Source organism: Mucilaginibacter straminoryzae (assembly GCF_022953055.1).
GTDB lineage: Bacteria > Bacteroidota > Bacteroidia > Sphingobacteriales > Sphingobacteriaceae > Mucilaginibacter > Mucilaginibacter straminoryzae.
Map to the genome: position 1 here is coordinate 1 of NZ_JALJEJ010000008.1, position 16515 is coordinate 16515.

Here is a 16515-nt window from a genome sequence, read left to right on the forward strand (position 1 = left end):
CCCCACAAAGTGATGAGATAAAAGCTGCGTCAGCCGGGTTTGCACAAAATAAGCTATATTCACAGAACCCATCTGACAACTTTTAAAACCTACCAACTGTCAGATCAAGTTGTGGCTATTACAGCTAAGCAAGACCAAAAAACAAAAGCGCTTCTTTTCAGAGCGCTTTTTGCTTATAATGAATTTTTTAATTCTATTCTCAGGTAGTGTAACCTAATATCTTCAATACCTGTTTACTGTTCTGCTCTTCGCCAAACACTTCAAAGTTGAACGTTTCATCGCGATTGCGGCGAATGATCACATGTTTCGGTGATGGCAGCAGGCAGTGGTGTATACCACCGTAACCACTTAATACTTCCTGATACGCGCCGGTGTTAAAGAAGCCCAGGTATTGCACCTTACGGGTCTTTGGCATGTACACGCTGTTCATGTGCGCTTCCTGGTTGTAATAATCCTGCCCGTCGCAGGTAATACCGCCTAAGTTCACACGCTCGTATTCGGCATCCCAGTTATTGATCGGCAACAGCACATATTTCTGGTTCAAGGCCCAAACATCCGGCAGGTTGGTGATGAATGATCCGTCCAGCATTAACCATTTTTCACGGTCGTTCTGTTGTTTACGCCCCAGTACTTTGTATAAAATACCAGAGGCTTCGGCTACGGTGTACTTTCCAAATTCGGTAATAATATCCGGTTCTACAGTATCATTCTCTGCGCAGATTTCTTTAATACGGCTAACGATCTCGTTCACCATATATTCGTAATCGAAATCAAACACTAGTGAATCTTTGAACGGCATACCGCCGCCAATATCCAACGTATCCAGGTCCGGGTTGATCTTCTTGAACTTGCAATACAGCGTTACGTATTTCTCCAACTCGTTCCAGTAGTATGGCGTATCAGAGATGCCAGAGTTGATAAAGAAGTGCAACAACTTCACCTTGAAATACGGGTTCTTCTGGATTTTGCTTTGGTAGAAGTCGATCACATCTTCAGAACGGATACCCAAACGCGAGGTATAGAACTGCGAATCAGGTTGTTCTTCCGAAGCGATACGGATACCCAGGTTACAAGGTGTATCCAGTTCTACTTCATCATCATAGATGTTAAACTCTTCTTTGTTATCCAACACCGGGATAATGTTGCTGAAACCATCGTGCAGCATATCAATGATATACTGTTTATATTGGAAGGTTTTAAAGCCGTTACAGATCACCGTGATTTCTTTGCTTACTACACCTTTTTTCTCCAGTGTATCAATCATGGGCATGTCAAATGCAGATGATGTTTCCAGGTGGATATCGTTCTTTAAAGCTTCTTCAACAATATGTTTAAAGTGCGAACTTTTGGTGCAGTAACAATATTTATAGCCGCCGCGATAGTTATTCTTTACAATTGCTTGCTGGAACAACAACTTGGCCTGCTGTATTTTTTTAGAAATCATGGGGAGGTAGGTAAAACGCAGGGGGGTACCGTACGTTTCAATCATCTCCATCAGGTTCAGATCGTGAAAATATAATTCATCATCGATGATCTCGAAACCCTCCTGGGGGAACCCCACGCTCAGGTCAAGAAATTCCTGGTAGCTTTGCATTCTCTATTTATCCTCTAAAAATTTTGGCAAAAATGTATAAAATTAATGGGATTATAACCTGTTTTTCAGGAAGAAATTATAGTGGAATTGTAATTTATTTTTTTGCGAGCCAGGATGATTTTTAACGCAAAATAAACGATTGATAACCAGCCAATTTCAGCACTTTACCGTTTTCTTCTTTTTGCCCAGGTTTCCGCGGTCTTTTACCTTATTTATATAGTCTGGTGCATAAGGCACTTTACAAGATGTTCCATGCATATCTGTAATCACCTTACCGATACTGGTAGCGGTAGCAATAGCGTCCTCGGTGAGCGGGGTAAGATAAGTGCCGGCACTAATAATAAAATTATTCATTCGGGAAACAACGCGGGTGGGCGATTGGCTGATCGTCTGCGCTATCCGTTTCAACAGTGTCCGCACTTCATCAAAATCTATTTCGTCGTCTGGTTTTAGCGCAAAAAGGCAGGACCAGGTTCCCCAACCTGCCGCCGCAACGTGAGGGCGAGGATCTTCAATCCATTTACGGGCCATATCAAAACCATGTTTGCTTCCGGCCGCTACCCATGGTACGGTGTACTCACAAATATTTTGAGATAAAGCTTGCTCTGCCCATAACTGCAAATCGTCCGGCGTCATCCGTTCATCGTCTGCAATTAAACCAGCCAGGTACATGGCATCCGAGTTACCGGTGGCATAAAGGTCTTTTGCTAATTGATAATCCTTTCTAATTTGTTTTTGAATGGGCTTCAGATGCTCAATCTTCACACCAAAGAAAGGTTCTTTGACACCATGTTTCAATAAGATCTTTTTGATCCCTTCGTCGGCATGCGACTCCAGGATAGTCATAATTTCGGCAACGGTCATCACATACAGATCAATTGATCTAATATAAAAAATCCTTTTGTTGAAAATGTAATCTCAGGACTTAAAGCTGTTAACCCGCGGCTGCGTTTTCCTGAAACTTCTGATAGCAATAAAAGTACTGATGAGCATCAGTATGGCACCCAATAGATAAGGCGCGCCGGGGAAATAAACCGGGGCGTTCTGTTTGGTGAAGTGGTGAAATAGCGAGGTCATCAGCAGCGGGCCGATTACGGTGGTGATACTCACCAGGCTGTTGAGTGCGCCTTGCAGTTCGCCTTGCTCGTTAGCCGCAACCTTTTCAGTGATCAATCCCTGCAGCGCTGGCCCGGAAATACCGCCCAAGCAGTAAGGGATCATAAACAGGTACATCATCCAGCCGTACCCGGCGAAGGCAATTAAAATCAGCCCGATGGCATAGAACAGCAAGCCTGCGATGATGCTCTTTTGCTGCCCGAACTTTGGAATAATAATACGAATCAACCCACCCTGAATACCTACCAACAAAACGCCTATAAAAATACCTAAGCTGCTGATACTTGGCAGTGTCCAGTTAAACTTTTCAATCAGGAAAAAAGCCAACACGCTTTCCACTGCTTTTTGGGCGATGTAAACCAAAGCAAATGCACTGATCAAACCGGTAAGTACGGGGTAATGATGCAGGCGAACTAAAGCGCCAATGGGGTTGGCCCGTTTCCAGTTGAAAGCCCTGCGGTTCTCTTTAACCAAAGATTCCGGAAGCACAAAAAAACCGTACAAGGCGTTGATAAGCGCCAGGGCCGATGCCGTGATAAAAGGAATTTTTATACCTATGGCACCAAGGTAACCGCCTAAACCTATTCCTAAAATAAAACCAAGGCCTGATGCTGCCCCAACCAAACCAAAATTAGCAGAGCGGCTATCACCATGACTGATATCGGCAATATAGGCTGTCGCTGTTGTAGTGCTCGCACCTGCAATACCGGCAATTGTCCGCCCGACGAACAGCCACGCCAGGGTAGGCGCAAAAGCCATGAACAGGTAATCTATCCCAAAGCCGAATAACGAACCTAATAAGATTGGCCTCCGGCCGTAACGGTCGCTCAGGTTGCCCAACACCGGCGAAAACACAAACTGCATGGAAGCATAAGTAAAAGTGAGGTAGCCACTATATTGTGTAGCCGTGCTCAGGTCGGTGTGCGCTATTTGTTGCAGTAATTTGGGCAGGATAGGAATGATGATGCCCAAACCAAGGACATCTATAAAAATAGTGACGAAAATAAAACCTAACGCCGCGGGCCTTTTGCCAGTGGTTTGCTTCATACTGCGAAGTATAACAAAATTAGCGGTGAAAGTTTTTACTAAACGGCCGCCTGCCTGGCTTTCTTAAAACTTCTGATGGCTAACAGGGTACTTAACAGCATCAGTACACCACCAAGAAAGAATGGCGCACCATGAAATACAAATGGAGCCTTCTTCCCGGTAAATAGGCTAAAAAGCCCGGTCATCAATGGCGGACCGACAATAGAAGTCACACTGATCAGACTGGTTAAGCCGCCCTGCAGTTCGCCCTGCTCATTGGGTGGAATTTGTGTACTGATCAGTCCCTGTAACGCCGGCCCCGCAATACCGCCTAAACAGTAAGGCACCAGGAAGGCGAACATCATCCAGCTTTGATTAGCGAATGCAAAAAGAAACAGTCCGGTACTGTATAAAAGCAAGCCTAATACGATGCTCTTTTTCTGCCCCAACTTAGGTATCGTTACCCTAATCAACAGACCTTGCACCAAACCGGATAACAGCCCGACAACACCCAATGAGTAGCCCACCGTCGCTTCATTCCATTTAAAATAAGACATGGTGAAGTACGACCAGGTGCTTTGCACGGCATGGGCTGCGATGTAGATCAGGATCAAGGAGGCGATCAATCCGCTGATAGCCGGGTAGCGTTTTAACTGCATCAGCGAGCCAACCGGGTTAGCCCGGCGTAATTCAAAAGGCCTGCGGTTTTCCTGCGAAAGCGATTCGGGCAGGATAAAGAAACCGTACAAGGCATTCAGTAAAGCCATTCCGGCGGCGGCCAGGAAAGGTATTTTTGTACCGTACTGGCCCAATATACCACCTAAAACCGGCCCCACAATAAAGCCAATACCAAAGGCCGCACCGATGATACCAAAGTTTTGCGCTCTTTTCTCAGGGGTACTTACATCAGCAATATAGGCGGATGCGGTAGTAAAACTCGCGCCTGTTATCCCGGCAATCATGCGCCCTAAAAACAGCCACCAAACGGTAGGGGCAAACGCCAAAAAGGTATAATCTATAGCGAACCCTATCAGTGAACCTAACAAGACAGGTCGTCTGCCATATTTATCACTTAAATTACCCAATACGGGGGCAAACAGAAATTGCATCACAGAGTAAGCAAACGTAAGCCAGCCGCCCCAACTCGCGGCGCTTTCTATAGTGCCGTGGGTAAGGTGTGCGATCAGCTTTGGAAATACGGGTATCACGATACCGAAGCCTGTAATATCTATTAAAAGAGTAACGAAGATAAAGCCAAGGGCGGGTTCGCGTTTAGGTTTTTCCGTCTCTGCCATGATATAATAGTTTTAGGTGATTGGTACTTTGTTTGCGCAAAGGACGCTAAAGATAGAAAGTATGTTTGAAATGGCTGGTTTTAATTTACTAACAGTTTCATTAATTGCCCTTTAACAAAAAAGAGCGGTGTAAGCCGCTCTTCTGTATTCGATTAAACCACTATTAAAAGTTCGGTTTCAATACGTATTTCTGATAGAAACGGAAGATATGCTCAACCGCTTCTTCTGCCGTGTCTACCACACGGTAAAGGTTTAGATCGTCCGGGCTGATGTTATGCTCTTCGTTCAGCATTTTTTCTTCCACCCAGTCGAACAACCCTTTCCAGTATTCCCTGCCGACGAACACGATCGGGAAACGGGCAATCTTACCGGTCTGGATCAGCGTGATCGCCTCGAAAGATTCGTCCATCGTGCCGAAGCCACCGGGCAAGATGATAAAGCCCTGGGAATACTTCATGAACATTACCTTCCGGATAAAAAAGTAATCGAACTCCAGCAGTTTATCCCTGTCGATATACTTGTTGTGAAACTGTTCGAAAGGCAGTTCGATATTTAAACCTACCGATTTACCACCGGCTTCGTAAGCGCCCTTGTTAGCAGCTTCCATAATACCCGGGCCACCGCCGGAAATTACCCCATAACCATGCTCGGTAAGCAGGCGGGCAGTATCTTCTGCAAGCTGATAAAACTTATTTTCGTTCTTGGTCCGTGCAGAACCAAAGATAGACACACACGGGCCGATCTTGGCAAGTTTCTCAAAGCCGTCTACAAACTCGGCCATGATCTTGAATATCTGCCAGGAGTCGGTTACCTTAATCTCCTGCCAGTCTTTATTGGTAAAAGCCTGTCTTATTTTTTCGTCACTTGTCATACATTACAAAAATTGAATAGGTATAAAATTAAAGTGCTGCAACCTTTTGCTTTGGGGCAGAGGTGAGCAGCAAACCTGCAAAAGTAATTAATCCGTTTACAATGATCAGTTCATTATCAAAAACATAGCCTCCTAACCATTTTTTTGACTCGCTGCTTAAGAAATAACAGATCGCCGGAGAAATCAAACAGATAAAAGGCACCAGTTTATCATTTACCTGTCGTGTAGTCATTAGCAAGCCGAAACCGTAAAGACCTAATAGCGGGCCATACGTGTAGGAGGCAATTTTAAATATCGCGCTTACAACTGCATCATTGTTAATGGCATTAAACAGGATAATAGTCAAGAACATCAAACCCGAAAATCCGATATGCACATAATGCCGGGTAGCTACCATTTGTTTGGAGTTGGTATCTGCTTTTTTATTGAAATTCAGAAAATCAACGCAGAAAGAAGTGGTCAGGGCGGTCAGGGCAGAATCTGTTGTTGCAAACGTGGCTGCAGTTAACCCCAGCATAAACACAATAGCCGGTACCAACCCAAGATAATTGAGTGCCAGGGTGGGATAGAGGTAGTCTGTCTTAGCTACTGTTACACCTTTATTGGCCGCATAGATATATAGCAGTGCGCCAACGCTTAAAAAGAACAGGTTGATCACTACAAATACCCCGGTAAAGCTGAACATGTTCTTTTGCGCTTCGCGGATATTTTTTAAGCTCAGGTTCTTTTGCATCAGGTCCTGATCCAGGCCAACCATGGCGATGGTAATAAACATGCCGCCTAAAAACTGCTTCAGGAAATGGAACTTGCTGCCGAGCAGATCGTGCCAGAAAAATATCTTTGAATAATTACTGTTTTTAACGGTTTCAAATGCCTGTAAAGCGCTTAGATCCAGGCTTCGGCAAATGAAATAGATCGATAAAAAAACAGAAGTTACCAGGAAGAGCGTCTGCAAGCTATCGGTAATGATAATGGTTTTCAAGCCTCCTTTGAATGTGTAGCTCCAGATCAGCAGCAGGCAGATTAAGACGGTGACCGCAAAGGGAATATGGTAACTATCGAATATAAATTTTTGCAGGATAATCACCACCAGGTAAAGCCTGAACGCTGAACCAATGGTACGGCTGATGAGGAAGATGCCAGCAGCCGTTTTATAACTACGCTTACCTAAAGCGCCTTCTATATAACTGTAGATAGAAGTTAGTTTCAAACGGTAATAAAGCGGCAGCAACACCAGGCAGATCACCACGAAACCGGCCGCATTACCCAGAACAAATTGAAAGTACGAAAACTGGTCGCCGGTGGGTGCGCCAACTTTTCCCGGAACGGAAATAAAGGTAACGCCGCTCAGCGCCGTCCCGATCATACCGAAAGCGACGAGATACCATTTAGAATTGCGGTTGGCCACAAAAAAGGTATCATTGTCTGATGTTTTTTGCGTAGTTAAAAAGGCAATCAGCACCAGCACAAAAAAGTAACCGATAATAAATAGTAGCAATACTCCGGGTGACATACGCTTATTGGTTAGTGTCGGAAAAATGTAAAGGGCGAAAGATAGGCTGTTGACCTTATCCTGACAAGAAATCAGACGCTTTTTTTTTAAATTTGAAGAATGAATTTTTCCTCTAAGTTGCTTGAAAATGCTGTAGCAGAGTTTGCAAAACTACCGGGTGTGGGGCAGAAGACCGCGTTACGGCTCGTGCTGCATCTGCTGAATCAGGACAAGGAGGAAGTGGAGCGTTTCGGATCGGCCGTTACCAAACTGCGTAACGAAATTCTGTATTGTTCTGTCTGTAATAACATCTCAGACCATGTGGTTTGCGAGATCTGCTCATCTAACAAACGCGATCAGGCTACAATCTGTATAGTAGAAGATACACGTGATGTGATGGCTATTGAGAACACTAATCAGTTCACTGGTGTTTATCACGTTTTAGGCGGATTAATTTCACCGATGGATGGCGTTGGTCCGGCTGACCTGGATATTGATTCTCTGGTAGCCAGAGTAGCTTCCGGAGGCACTAAAGAGGTTATTTTTGCTTTAAGCGCAACGATGGAGGGCGATACTACTATTTTCTACCTTAACAAGCGCTTAAAAGATTTCAACATAAGCATTTCTACCATTGCCCGTGGCATAGCCTTTGGTGGTGAATTAGAGTACGTTGACGAAATTACACTGGGGCGGTCTATTGCTACCAGGGTGCCGTACGAAAATTCACTCTCGCGGTAGTAAATGAAATTATCTGTAGTTATTGTTAGCCATAACCAGTGCGGCCAGTTGAGAAAATCACTGAGTGCGTTAACGCGTGCTGTAAAAAATCTGGATGCGGAAATCATACTCATCGATAATTCTTCAGAAGATAATACTTCTGCGATGGCGCTGAAAGAATTTCCGGAAGTAAGGCTGATGACGCTATCCCCCTTTAGACGTTATACCCAGGCCGGAAACCAAGGGTTGAGCATGGTAAAAGGCGAGTTTGTACTGCTGCTGAACCCCGATGTGGTTGTTAAACCAAAATCTATAGAACAAGCATTAGCGTTTATGACTGACCGTCAATCTGCCGGTGGTTTAAATATCCGCATGGTGGATGAAGCTGGCAATTACCTGCAGGAATCAAAGAAAGTGTTGCCCCGCACGTGGGTGGCATTTTTAAAGCTGACAGGCTTGTTCCGTCAGTTCCAGAAGTCGCGCTTTACCGATTATTTATCAGCCAGTTATAAAGACGAGTTTGATATCGCTGAGACCGATGTGCTGAACAATTGCTTTATGCTGACCAGGTACGCCGTTCTTCAGCAGATAGGTTTGTTTGACGAACGCTTTTCTGATTACGGTGCAACGATAGACTTTTCTTACCGCATGCGGCTGGTCGGCTTCAAAAACTATTACTTTCCAAAAACTTACCTGATACAAATGGCCGATAAACGGGTATCGCGGTTTAACTGGCAACATCTGAAAAATTTTTATCTGGCGATGTTTATATTCGCTGCGAAATATTTATTCAGTTTGCCTGCCCTTCATGTAAAACCGGTGCAGAAACTGTACCCGGCTTATGAACTTAAAGGATAAAATTGTAGTGATTACCGGCGCCTCTTCGGGCATTGGTAAAGCATTGGCTTACGAATTTGCAAAACGTGGTGCAAACCTGGTGTTAGCTGCCCGGCAGTTTGTCACCCTATGCGAAATTTCCCAGCATATCGAAACACGCTATCAGGTAAAAGCGGTAGCCGTGCAATGTGATGTAAGCAAGGAAGAAGACTGCAAACTGCTGATAAAACAAGCCCTGATGACCTTTAATCGTATAGATGTGTTGGTTAACAACGCAGGTATATCTATGCGGGCCTTATTTAAAGACCTGGACCTTCAGGTGCTGAAAACCCTGATGGATGTAAATTTCTGGGGGACAGTTTACTGTACCAAATATGCCATGCCAGCTTTACTGGAAAGTAAGGGCACGGTGGTGGGTGTATCATCTATAGCAGGATATAAAGGCTTACCAGGCCGTACAGGTTATTCGGCTTCGAAATTTGCGATGAACGGTTTCCTGGATGCTTTGCGCGTAGAAAACTTAAAGACTGGCGTTCACGTACTAACTGCCTGCCCAGGATTCACGGCATCTAACATCCGGAATACAGCTTTGAATAAAGAAGCAAAACAGCAGGGGGAAAGCAGCCTGAACGAAGAGAAAATGATGACCGCCGAAGAGGTGGCAAAGGTAATCGCAGACGGTGTAGAAAACCGTGCACGTACGTTAATTATGACCGGCCAGGGAAAACTTACCGTTACGTTAAGTAAATTCTTACCGGGATGGCTGGATAAACTGGTTTATAACGTATTTACTAAAGAGAAGGACCCACTATTGAAGTGAAAGCTCCTCCCAAACCCTCCCCGATAGGGAGGGCTTAAGAAGTTTAAGTCTCCCCTTGGGGGAGATTTAGAGGGGTTCTATTACGCATTCACCACCTCGCCACCGTTCACATGAATGATCTGCCCGGTAATGTAGGAGGCGTCCTGCGAAGCAAGGAACACATAAGCCGGGCCTAATTCAGACGGTTGACCTGCACGCCCGAGGGGTACATCCTGACCGAATTTTTCAATTTTTTCCTCGTCAAACGTAGATACGATCAAAGGCGTCCAAACCGGGCCCGGTGCCACACCGTTTACCCTGATTTTTTTCTCCGCCAAATTTTTACCCAAGGAACGCGTAAATGTCGTGATCGCTCCTTTAGTTGCCGAATAATCCAACAATTCGGGCGAGGAACGGTAGGCCGTAACCGAGGTGGTATTGATGATGCTATCGCCTTCGTTCAAATGTTTTATAGCAGCTGCCGCGAAATGAAAGTGTGCAAAAATATTGGTGCGGAAAGTACGGTCTAATTGTTCATCGCTAATATCAGACACTTCCTTCTGCGGATACTGTACAGCAGCATTGTTCACCAATATATTCAGCTTGCCTAATTCGTTTACGGTTTGTTCAACAGCATCCTTACAGAAATTGCTGTCTTGCACATCACCTTTAATTAACAAACACTTATGGCCGTATCCTTCAACCAATTGTTTAGTCTCATTGGCATCTTTATCCTCGTCCAGATAAACAATTGCTACGTCAGCGCCTTCTGCCGCATAGTGTACGCTTACCGCCCTGCCAATACCACTATCGCCGCCGGTGATCAGCGCTACTTTGCCTTGCAGTTTGCCTGCCGCTTTATAACTTGGATTGATGTATTCGGGGCGGACCTGCATGCTTTGCTCTTCCCCCGGTTGATAGTCCTGCTTTTCGCTTCCCGCGAATGATGTTGGTTTCTGTTCCATTGTTCCTCCTGATCTTTCCTCATAGAATTAAGGAATACAACAGGAAGTGGTTTTAATAAATTTTATTTAAGCGTTTGCGGAGAGTTCCACCGGGGTATGATCGCTTATTTTTCCTAAATGAAGATTTACGCGGCCGGTTTCATCAGGGAAAAAGGCGGGAGTAAAGCGTGCGCCCCAAACCACCTGGTCAAAATCGTACGAAGTACGGGAATGGACGGTTTGTGAAAAGGTATCATCAAATGCCTGCACCAGTACAGAAAAATTGGCCCGGCTATTTTTTAAGTCTTCAAGCGTAGCATTAAACAACGGGCTTTTTTCATCCAGAGGGTGTACCACGGTCCAGCTTAGGGTCAATATGCTCACATTACTGCGTTCCAGCGGGAGCGAATAAAACCGCCGGGCAGGTTTGCCATCAGGAGTTTGTTCATTGTAAGAAAATATCAATTCTACTTTTACATCTACCAGCGTATTCCGGCGTTCGTTTGCCATCCGGAACATTAACCCGCGACCGTTATTAAGCTGGTAAGGCGCTACCAGGATATTACTGCTATAGGCAATACGTGCCGAAGGCCGGGAAAACCGCCCGTACAATAAACCTGTTGCTACAGCGAAGGATATCAGCCCCGTCATGGATTCTAAGGCAGCGACGGAATTTGTTGGGATACCAGAGGGACTGATATGCCCGTAGCCAACTGTAGAAAGGGTTTGTGCCGAAAAGAACAGCGCATCTAAAAAACGGTGAAAGCTATCTTTTCCTTCCGTGCCATTAAGATGTTCAACACCGATGGCATAATAAACAGAGGCAAAAAACAGATTGGCAAGCGAATAGCCCCCTAAAACAATGAACCAGAACTTCGGCCACTTCATAGTGATCAGGCGGTTATAAGCATTGGTAGTACTCAGCAGCGGCATGCCTATACGTTTCACATTAATGCTGCCGTCGCGGTTGATCACACGCTGACTGATTGCCTGAGTACCAAAGCCGAGATCATCCTCGGGATTAACAGCGTGTTTTTTAATGGCCATGTATCTGAAAAGAAGAAAATATTGACTTCCGTAAAAATATTATTCTGTTTGTTTTTAAAAAAACAATCTACATATTTGTCACCGGAATGAGCAAAGTATTAAATAACAACTGGTGGTGGCTTAACGAGAGATCGTAAGGCAATCCTATTGTTATTCATCAGATATTTGAAAAGGGTTGCCATATGGCAGCCCTTTTTTATTAATCGGCTTTTGAAATCCGGAGGGAGGAGATAGCCCTTCTAAACCATAACTAACGTAAAATATAAACGGGTGCATGAAAGCGATATTAAATCACCTTTTTGAACATAAAACTTTTAGTCGAGGGCAGTCTAAAGAGATCCTGACGAATATTGCCCAGGGTAAATACAACAACTCGCAGATGGCGGCCTTCATGACGGCCTACTGCATGCGGAGCATTACAGTGGATGAGTTGGAAGGTTTCCGTGATGCTATGCTGGATCTTTGCCTGCCGGTAAGTATCGAATCTGACGATCTGATCGATCTTTGCGGAACCGGAGGTGATGGTAAAGACACCTTTAACATATCTACCCTTGCCTCTTTTGTAGTTGCAGGCGCAGGTTACCCGGTTGCTAAACATGGCAACTATGGGGTTTCATCGGGCTGCGGATCATCAAACGTGATGGAATACCTGGGGTATACCTTCACCAATGACGCAGGCGAGCTGCAAAGGAGCATAGAACGGTCTAACATCTGCTTTTTACATGCACCGTTGTTTCACCCGGCCATGAAAACCGTAGCACCTATTCGCCGCGAGTTAGGGGTAAAAACCTTCTTTAATATGTTGGGGCCGCTGGTAAACCCGGCGAAACCGAAAAACCAACTGGTGGGGGTTTATAACCTTGAACTGGCAAGATTATATGCCTACCTATATCAAAAGTCTGACACGAAATATACCATCATCAATGCTTTAGATGGCTATGATGAAGTATCACTGACGGGCGACTTTAAAACTTTTTCCGCCGTAGGGGAACAGATCAACGAAATTGAAGGTTTGGGTTTTGAAAAGATCGCGGCTGACGAAATCACGGGCGGTCATACAGTTGCAGATTCTGCGAAGATATTTACCGCAGTATTAGCAGGCGAAGGCACAGCGGCACAACAAAACGTAGTACTATGTAATGCGGCCCTTGCGATCCGGACGATCAATCCCGAAAAAAGTTTTGCCGATTGTTACTACGAGGCAGAGGAATCTTTAATCAGCAAAAGTGCCCTGATTGGTTTTAAAAATCTGATAAACGCCAACTAATGAAGATTAAAGTTTGCGGCTTAAAGGAAACAGAAAATATCAAAGCTGTGGCTGCTTTGCAGCCAGACTATATCGGCTTTATTTTCTACCCCAGATCGCCGCGCTATAACCCGGAACTTTCTGCGGAAGCTTTAAAATCACTTCCATTAAATATTAAGAAGGTTGGTGTTTTTGTGAATGCGGGCACGGAGGATGTGAAGGAAAAGATAGCACAATATGGCCTTGATGTAGTGCAACTGCATGGCAGTGAAAGCCCGGAAGAATGTGCTGTGCTAAAAAGCGAAGCGGAAGTTTGGAAAGCTTTCGGGGTGGATGAAAATTTTGATTTCGCCAATCTCGAAGCCTATAAAGGTGCTGTCGACTATTTTTTGTTCGACACCAAAACCAAAGAACACGGAGGCTCGGGCCGGATCTTCGACTGGAACATTCTGGAAAACTATCGGCTTGATGTGCCGTTTTTTCTGAGCGGCGGATTAAGCCCGGAGAATATCAAAAACGTTAAAGAGCTGAAACATCCGCAGTTCTTTGGCGTAGACCTGAACAGCCGGTTTGAAACCGAACCCGGAATTAAAAATACAGAGCAATTAAAACAAGCATTTGCTATACTTAAACAAACTGCTGAACATGAAATATAGCGTTAACGAACAGGGATATTATGGCGATTTCGGTGGGGCTTACATCCCGGAAATGTTGTACCCGAATATAGAGGAATTGAGGCAACAGTATAACCAGATTATCACCGAACCCTCATTCAGGGCCGAATTTGAATCATTACTGAAAGATTATGTTGGCCGGCCTTCCCCATTATATCTGGCCAAAAGGCTGTCTGAAAAATATGGCGCAAATATTTACCTGAAGCGTGAGGACCTGAACCATACCGGTTCGCATAAGATCAATAACGCCATCGGCCAGATACTTTTAGCCGAGCGTTTGGGCAAGAAACGTATTATCGCCGAAACAGGCGCAGGGCAGCACGGCGTAGCCACCGCTACCGTATGTGCCTTAAAAGGGATAGAATGCGTGGTGTACATGGGCGAGATTGACATGGCCCGCCAAGCACCTAACGTCGCCCGGATGAAAATGCTGGGTGCGAAAGTAGTTCCGGCTACTTCTGGCAGCAAAACGTTGAAAGATGCTACCAACGAAGCCATGCGCGATTGGATTAACAACCCGGTAGATACACATTATATCATCGGTTCGGTAGTTGGGCCGTATCCTTACCCCGAGATGGTAGCCCGTTTTCAGTCAATCATCTCCATCGAAACCAAAAAGCAGTTAGCAGAACATACCGGTACTGAATTACCAGACTATGCCATTGCATGCGTAGGCGGCGGCAGTAATGCCATGGGGATGTTCTACAGTTTCCTTGATGACGAATCTGTTAAACTAATCGCCGTGGAAGCAGCTGGAAAAGGGGTAGACAGCGGGCATTCTGCAGCAACCTCTGTACTGGGTAAAGAAGGTATTTTACATGGTAGCCGTACCATCCTGATGCAGACAGATGACGGCCAGGTGGTGGAACCTTATTCTATCTCTGCCGGTTTGGATTATCCGGGCATCGGCCCGCAGCACGCGCATTTGCATAAAGTAAAACGGGCGCATTACGTAAGTATTACCGATGATGAAGCTCTGAATGCCGGTTTGCTGTTATCACAACTGGAAGGTATTATTCCCGCGATAGAATCGGCACATGCTTTTGCCTACCTGGAGAAAATGCAGTTCAAAGCAGATGATACCGTGGTGATCTGTCTATCCGGCAGGGGAGACAAAGACCTCGAAACTTATATTAAACATTTTGGATTCTAAGGAGTAGTCCTTAGCCCATGGCCGATAGTCCATGGAAATATTTATTATCAATTAAAAGAAAAGCTATTGTCCATGGACCATGGTCTATTAACCACACAAATGAACAGGTTAAACCAACTTTTTGCCGCTAAACATAACAACCTGCTTTCTGTATACTTCACAGCAGGCTATCCCGAACTAAATAATACTGTTACCATTGCAGAAGCCCTTGAACAAGCGGGCGCCGACTTTTTAGAGATCGGTTTTCCTTATTCAGATCCCGTTGCAGACGGACCTACCATCCAGCACAGCTCGCAACAGGCGCTCGAAAACGGCATGAACCTTAACCTGTTGTTCAGCCAGTTAGAGGAGTTAAGAAGCAAGGTGAGCATACCCGTTATTTTAATGGGTTACGCAAATCCGGTAGTTCAGTACGGTGTGGAACGCTTTTGTAAAAAGGCGGCAGAGGTAGGGGTAGACGGCGTAATTGTACCGGACCTGCCTGTTTACGAATATGAAACGCTCTATAAAGATACCTTTGCAAAATACGGACTAAGCAATATTTTCCTGGTGTCGCCGCAAACCTCGGCAGATCGTATCCGAAAGATAGATGAGCTCACCAATAGCTTTATTTACCTGCTATCGTCCTCATCTATTACGGGCAACGCGCTACAGGTATCAGACCAGGTAGATCATTACTTCAAACGCATTCAAGACATGCAGTTGAAAAACCCTACGATAGTAGGTTTCGGTATCGCCGATCATAGCGCTTTCGCCAAAGCCTGCGAATATAACAACGGGGCCATTGTAGGCAGCGCCTTTGTAAAACTACTGGCCGGAGAAAACTATATAGAACGCATCCCGGAATTTGTAAAGTCAATAAAAGGGGAGTAGCAGGATATCTAAGCGAGCGGAGCCACGACATACCGTAAGTTGGTTTTGCCTTGATACTCGATACTCGCTACCAATAATTACAAGTATTGCTCCAGATCGCCTTTACCTTCCCGGACGATATCAAACTCGCCGGTAGTGCAGTCCACGACGGTAGAGGCAACGTTACCACCGTACCCGCCGTCGATTACCAGATCCACCAGGTCTTGGTATTTCTCATGGATCAGTTCGGGGTCTGTAGAGTATTCGATGATATCGTCCTCATCGTGTATAGAGCTGGAAACAATCGGGTTACCTAATACACGCACAATCTCACGTGCTATCGTATTATCAGGCACACGTATACCCACCGTTTTTTTATTGCTGCTCAACAACTTTGGAACATTATTGCTGGCATTAAAGATAAACGTGAACGGCCCGGGCAGTGCTTTCTTTAACACCCGGAAGGTAGCGTTATCTATCGGTTTGATGTAATCCGAGATATGGCTTAAATCATAACATATAAAAGAAAAATTAGACTTCTCTGGCTTAATATTCCGTATCCGGCAGATCTTCTCTATTGCTTTTTGGTTGGTGATATCGCACCCCAGACCATAAACCGTATCTGTTGGATAAATAATAATACCTCCCTTACGCAATACTTCTGCCACTTGTTCTACCGCACGGGGGTTAGGATTTTCAGGATATATCTTAATGAGCATAATAGTAAAGCAAACATACCAAATAATAGTTTCTATTACAGTGGATATACTTTTAATAAAAAATAATTCTTTTGAAGAAATAAAATGATATTTATCATTTTTATACGAATAATTTGTAGTATTTTTGTTACCA

16 protein-coding genes are annotated in these 16515 nt (G+C 44.8%); 7 read left to right on the forward strand and 9 right to left on the reverse strand.

Annotated features, from left to right (window positions below; genetic code table 11):
- Window positions 1-199: 199 nt before the first annotated feature.
- The 6 genes from MUY27_RS15335 to MUY27_RS15360 all read right to left on the reverse strand — a co-directional run bounded on the left by MUY27_RS15335 (window position 200) and on the right by MUY27_RS15360 (window position 7415).
- A complete protein-coding gene (locus tag MUY27_RS15335) occupies window positions 200-1594 on the reverse strand; it encodes an arginine decarboxylase (protein ID WP_245131360.1) in 1395 nt (464 codons plus the stop codon).
- A gap of 156 nt (window positions 1595-1750) precedes the next feature.
- Entirely contained in the window at window positions 1751-2458 is a 708-nt protein-coding gene (locus MUY27_RS15340) for a DNA alkylation repair protein (RefSeq protein ID WP_245131361.1), read from the reverse strand.
- A 54-nt stretch (window positions 2459-2512) separates the two neighbouring features.
- Window positions 2513-3757: a TCR/Tet family MFS transporter gene (locus MUY27_RS15345; RefSeq protein WP_245131363.1), complete on the reverse strand. Its 1245-nt coding sequence runs from the start codon at window positions 3755-3757 to the stop codon at window positions 2513-2515.
- Window positions 3758-3795: 38 nt separating this feature from the next.
- Window positions 3796-5031, reverse strand: a complete 1236-nt coding sequence (locus MUY27_RS15350) for a TCR/Tet family MFS transporter (protein ID WP_245131365.1) — start codon at window positions 5029-5031, stop codon at window positions 3796-3798.
- A gap of 163 nt (window positions 5032-5194) precedes the next feature.
- Window positions 5195-5902: an LOG family protein gene (locus MUY27_RS15355; protein WP_245131367.1), complete on the reverse strand. Its 708-nt coding sequence runs from the start codon at window positions 5900-5902 to the stop codon at window positions 5195-5197.
- 28 nt (window positions 5903-5930) lie between these two features.
- Complete coding sequence (locus MUY27_RS15360) at window positions 5931-7415, reverse strand: sodium:solute symporter (RefSeq protein ID WP_245131370.1); 1485 nt, start codon at window positions 7413-7415, stop codon at window positions 5931-5933.
- 99 nt (window positions 7416-7514) lie between these two features.
- Here MUY27_RS15360 and recR point away from each other — a divergent pair, with 99 nt between their 5' ends.
- The 3 genes from recR to MUY27_RS15375 are packed head-to-tail and all read left to right on the forward strand — an operon-like array spanning window position 7515 to window position 9768.
- Window positions 7515-8132, forward strand: coding sequence for a recombination mediator RecR (gene recR / locus MUY27_RS15365; protein WP_245131372.1), 618 nt, complete (start codon window positions 7515-7517; stop codon window positions 8130-8132).
- Window positions 8133-8135: 3 nt separating this feature from the next.
- Window positions 8136-8969, forward strand: a complete 834-nt coding sequence (locus MUY27_RS15370; RefSeq protein WP_245131375.1) for a glycosyltransferase — start codon at window positions 8136-8138, stop codon at window positions 8967-8969.
- Window positions 8953-9768, forward strand: coding sequence for an SDR family oxidoreductase (locus MUY27_RS15375; protein ID WP_245131378.1), 816 nt, complete (start codon window positions 8953-8955; stop codon window positions 9766-9768). Before MUY27_RS15370 ends, MUY27_RS15375 begins: the two co-directional genes overlap by 17 nt.
- An 80-nt stretch (window positions 9769-9848) precedes the next feature.
- Here the strand turns inward: MUY27_RS15375 and MUY27_RS15380 are convergent, their stop codons facing one another.
- Both MUY27_RS15380 and MUY27_RS15385 read right to left on the reverse strand, forming a co-directional pair.
- A complete protein-coding gene (locus tag MUY27_RS15380) occupies window positions 9849-10712 on the reverse strand; it encodes an SDR family oxidoreductase (RefSeq protein WP_245131380.1) in 864 nt (287 codons plus the stop codon).
- A gap of 66 nt (window positions 10713-10778) precedes the next feature.
- Window positions 10779-11738 (reverse strand): ion channel, encoded by a 960-nt coding sequence (locus tag MUY27_RS15385; RefSeq protein ID WP_245131382.1) that lies wholly within the window; start codon window positions 11736-11738, stop codon window positions 10779-10781.
- A 274-nt stretch (window positions 11739-12012) separates the two neighbouring features.
- Between MUY27_RS15385 and trpD the strand changes: the two genes are divergently transcribed.
- The 4 genes from trpD (at window position 12013) to trpA (ending at window position 15684) form a co-directional block, all read left to right on the forward strand.
- Window positions 12013-13005, forward strand: coding sequence for an anthranilate phosphoribosyltransferase (gene trpD, locus MUY27_RS15390; protein WP_245131385.1), 993 nt, complete (start codon window positions 12013-12015; stop codon window positions 13003-13005).
- Window positions 13005-13640: a phosphoribosylanthranilate isomerase gene (locus tag MUY27_RS15395; protein WP_245131387.1), complete on the forward strand. Its 636-nt coding sequence runs from the start codon at window positions 13005-13007 to the stop codon at window positions 13638-13640. The genes trpD and MUY27_RS15395 overlap by 1 nt, the downstream gene beginning before the upstream one ends.
- Window positions 13630-14811: a tryptophan synthase subunit beta gene (trpB, locus tag MUY27_RS15400; protein WP_245131388.1), complete on the forward strand. Its 1182-nt coding sequence runs from the start codon at window positions 13630-13632 to the stop codon at window positions 14809-14811. Before MUY27_RS15395 ends, trpB begins: the two co-directional genes overlap by 11 nt.
- A 99-nt stretch (window positions 14812-14910) precedes the next feature.
- Window positions 14911-15684: a tryptophan synthase subunit alpha gene (trpA, locus tag MUY27_RS15405; protein WP_245131391.1), complete on the forward strand. Its 774-nt coding sequence runs from the start codon at window positions 14911-14913 to the stop codon at window positions 15682-15684.
- Window positions 15685-15761: 77 nt separating this feature from the next.
- On the opposite strand, the gene MUY27_RS15410 is transcribed toward trpA, so the two are convergent.
- Complete coding sequence (locus tag MUY27_RS15410) at window positions 15762-16382, reverse strand: L-threonylcarbamoyladenylate synthase (protein ID WP_245131393.1); 621 nt, start codon at window positions 16380-16382, stop codon at window positions 15762-15764.
- Window positions 16383-16515: the final 133 nt, after the last annotated feature.

Coding starts and splice junctions, on each gene's coding strand:
- trpB (WP_245131388.1), top strand. CDS start 13,630: ATGAAATATAGCGTTAACGAACAGGGATATTATGGCGATTTCGGTGGG.
- MUY27_RS15410 (WP_245131393.1), bottom strand. CDS start 16,382: ATGCTCATTAAGATATATCCTGAAAATCCTAACCCCCGTGCGGTAGAA.
- MUY27_RS15355 (WP_245131367.1), bottom strand. CDS start 5,902: ATGACAAGTGACGAAAAAATAAGACAGGCTTTTACCAATAAAGACTGG.
- MUY27_RS15345 (WP_245131363.1), bottom strand. CDS start 3,757: ATGAAGCAAACCACTGGCAAAAGGCCCGCGGCGTTAGGTTTTATTTTC.
- trpD (WP_245131385.1), top strand. CDS start 12,013: ATGAAAGCGATATTAAATCACCTTTTTGAACATAAAACTTTTAGTCGA.
- recR (WP_245131372.1), top strand. CDS start 7,515: ATGAATTTTTCCTCTAAGTTGCTTGAAAATGCTGTAGCAGAGTTTGCA.
- MUY27_RS15395 (WP_245131387.1), top strand. CDS start 13,005: ATGAAGATTAAAGTTTGCGGCTTAAAGGAAACAGAAAATATCAAAGCT.
- MUY27_RS15360 (WP_245131370.1), bottom strand. CDS start 7,415: ATGTCACCCGGAGTATTGCTACTATTTATTATCGGTTACTTTTTTGTG.
- MUY27_RS15370 (WP_245131375.1), top strand. CDS start 8,136: ATGAAATTATCTGTAGTTATTGTTAGCCATAACCAGTGCGGCCAGTTG.
- trpA (WP_245131391.1), top strand. CDS start 14,911: ATGAACAGGTTAAACCAACTTTTTGCCGCTAAACATAACAACCTGCTT.
- MUY27_RS15375 (WP_245131378.1), top strand. CDS start 8,953: ATGAACTTAAAGGATAAAATTGTAGTGATTACCGGCGCCTCTTCGGGC.
- MUY27_RS15335 (WP_245131360.1), bottom strand. CDS start 1,594: ATGCAAAGCTACCAGGAATTTCTTGACCTGAGCGTGGGGTTCCCCCAG.
- MUY27_RS15385 (WP_245131382.1), bottom strand. CDS start 11,738: ATGGCCATTAAAAAACACGCTGTTAATCCCGAGGATGATCTCGGCTTT.
- MUY27_RS15340 (WP_245131361.1), bottom strand. CDS start 2,458: ATGACCGTTGCCGAAATTATGACTATCCTGGAGTCGCATGCCGACGAA.
- MUY27_RS15350 (WP_245131365.1), bottom strand. CDS start 5,031: ATGGCAGAGACGGAAAAACCTAAACGCGAACCCGCCCTTGGCTTTATC.
- MUY27_RS15380 (WP_245131380.1), bottom strand. CDS start 10,712: ATGGAACAGAAACCAACATCATTCGCGGGAAGCGAAAAGCAGGACTAT.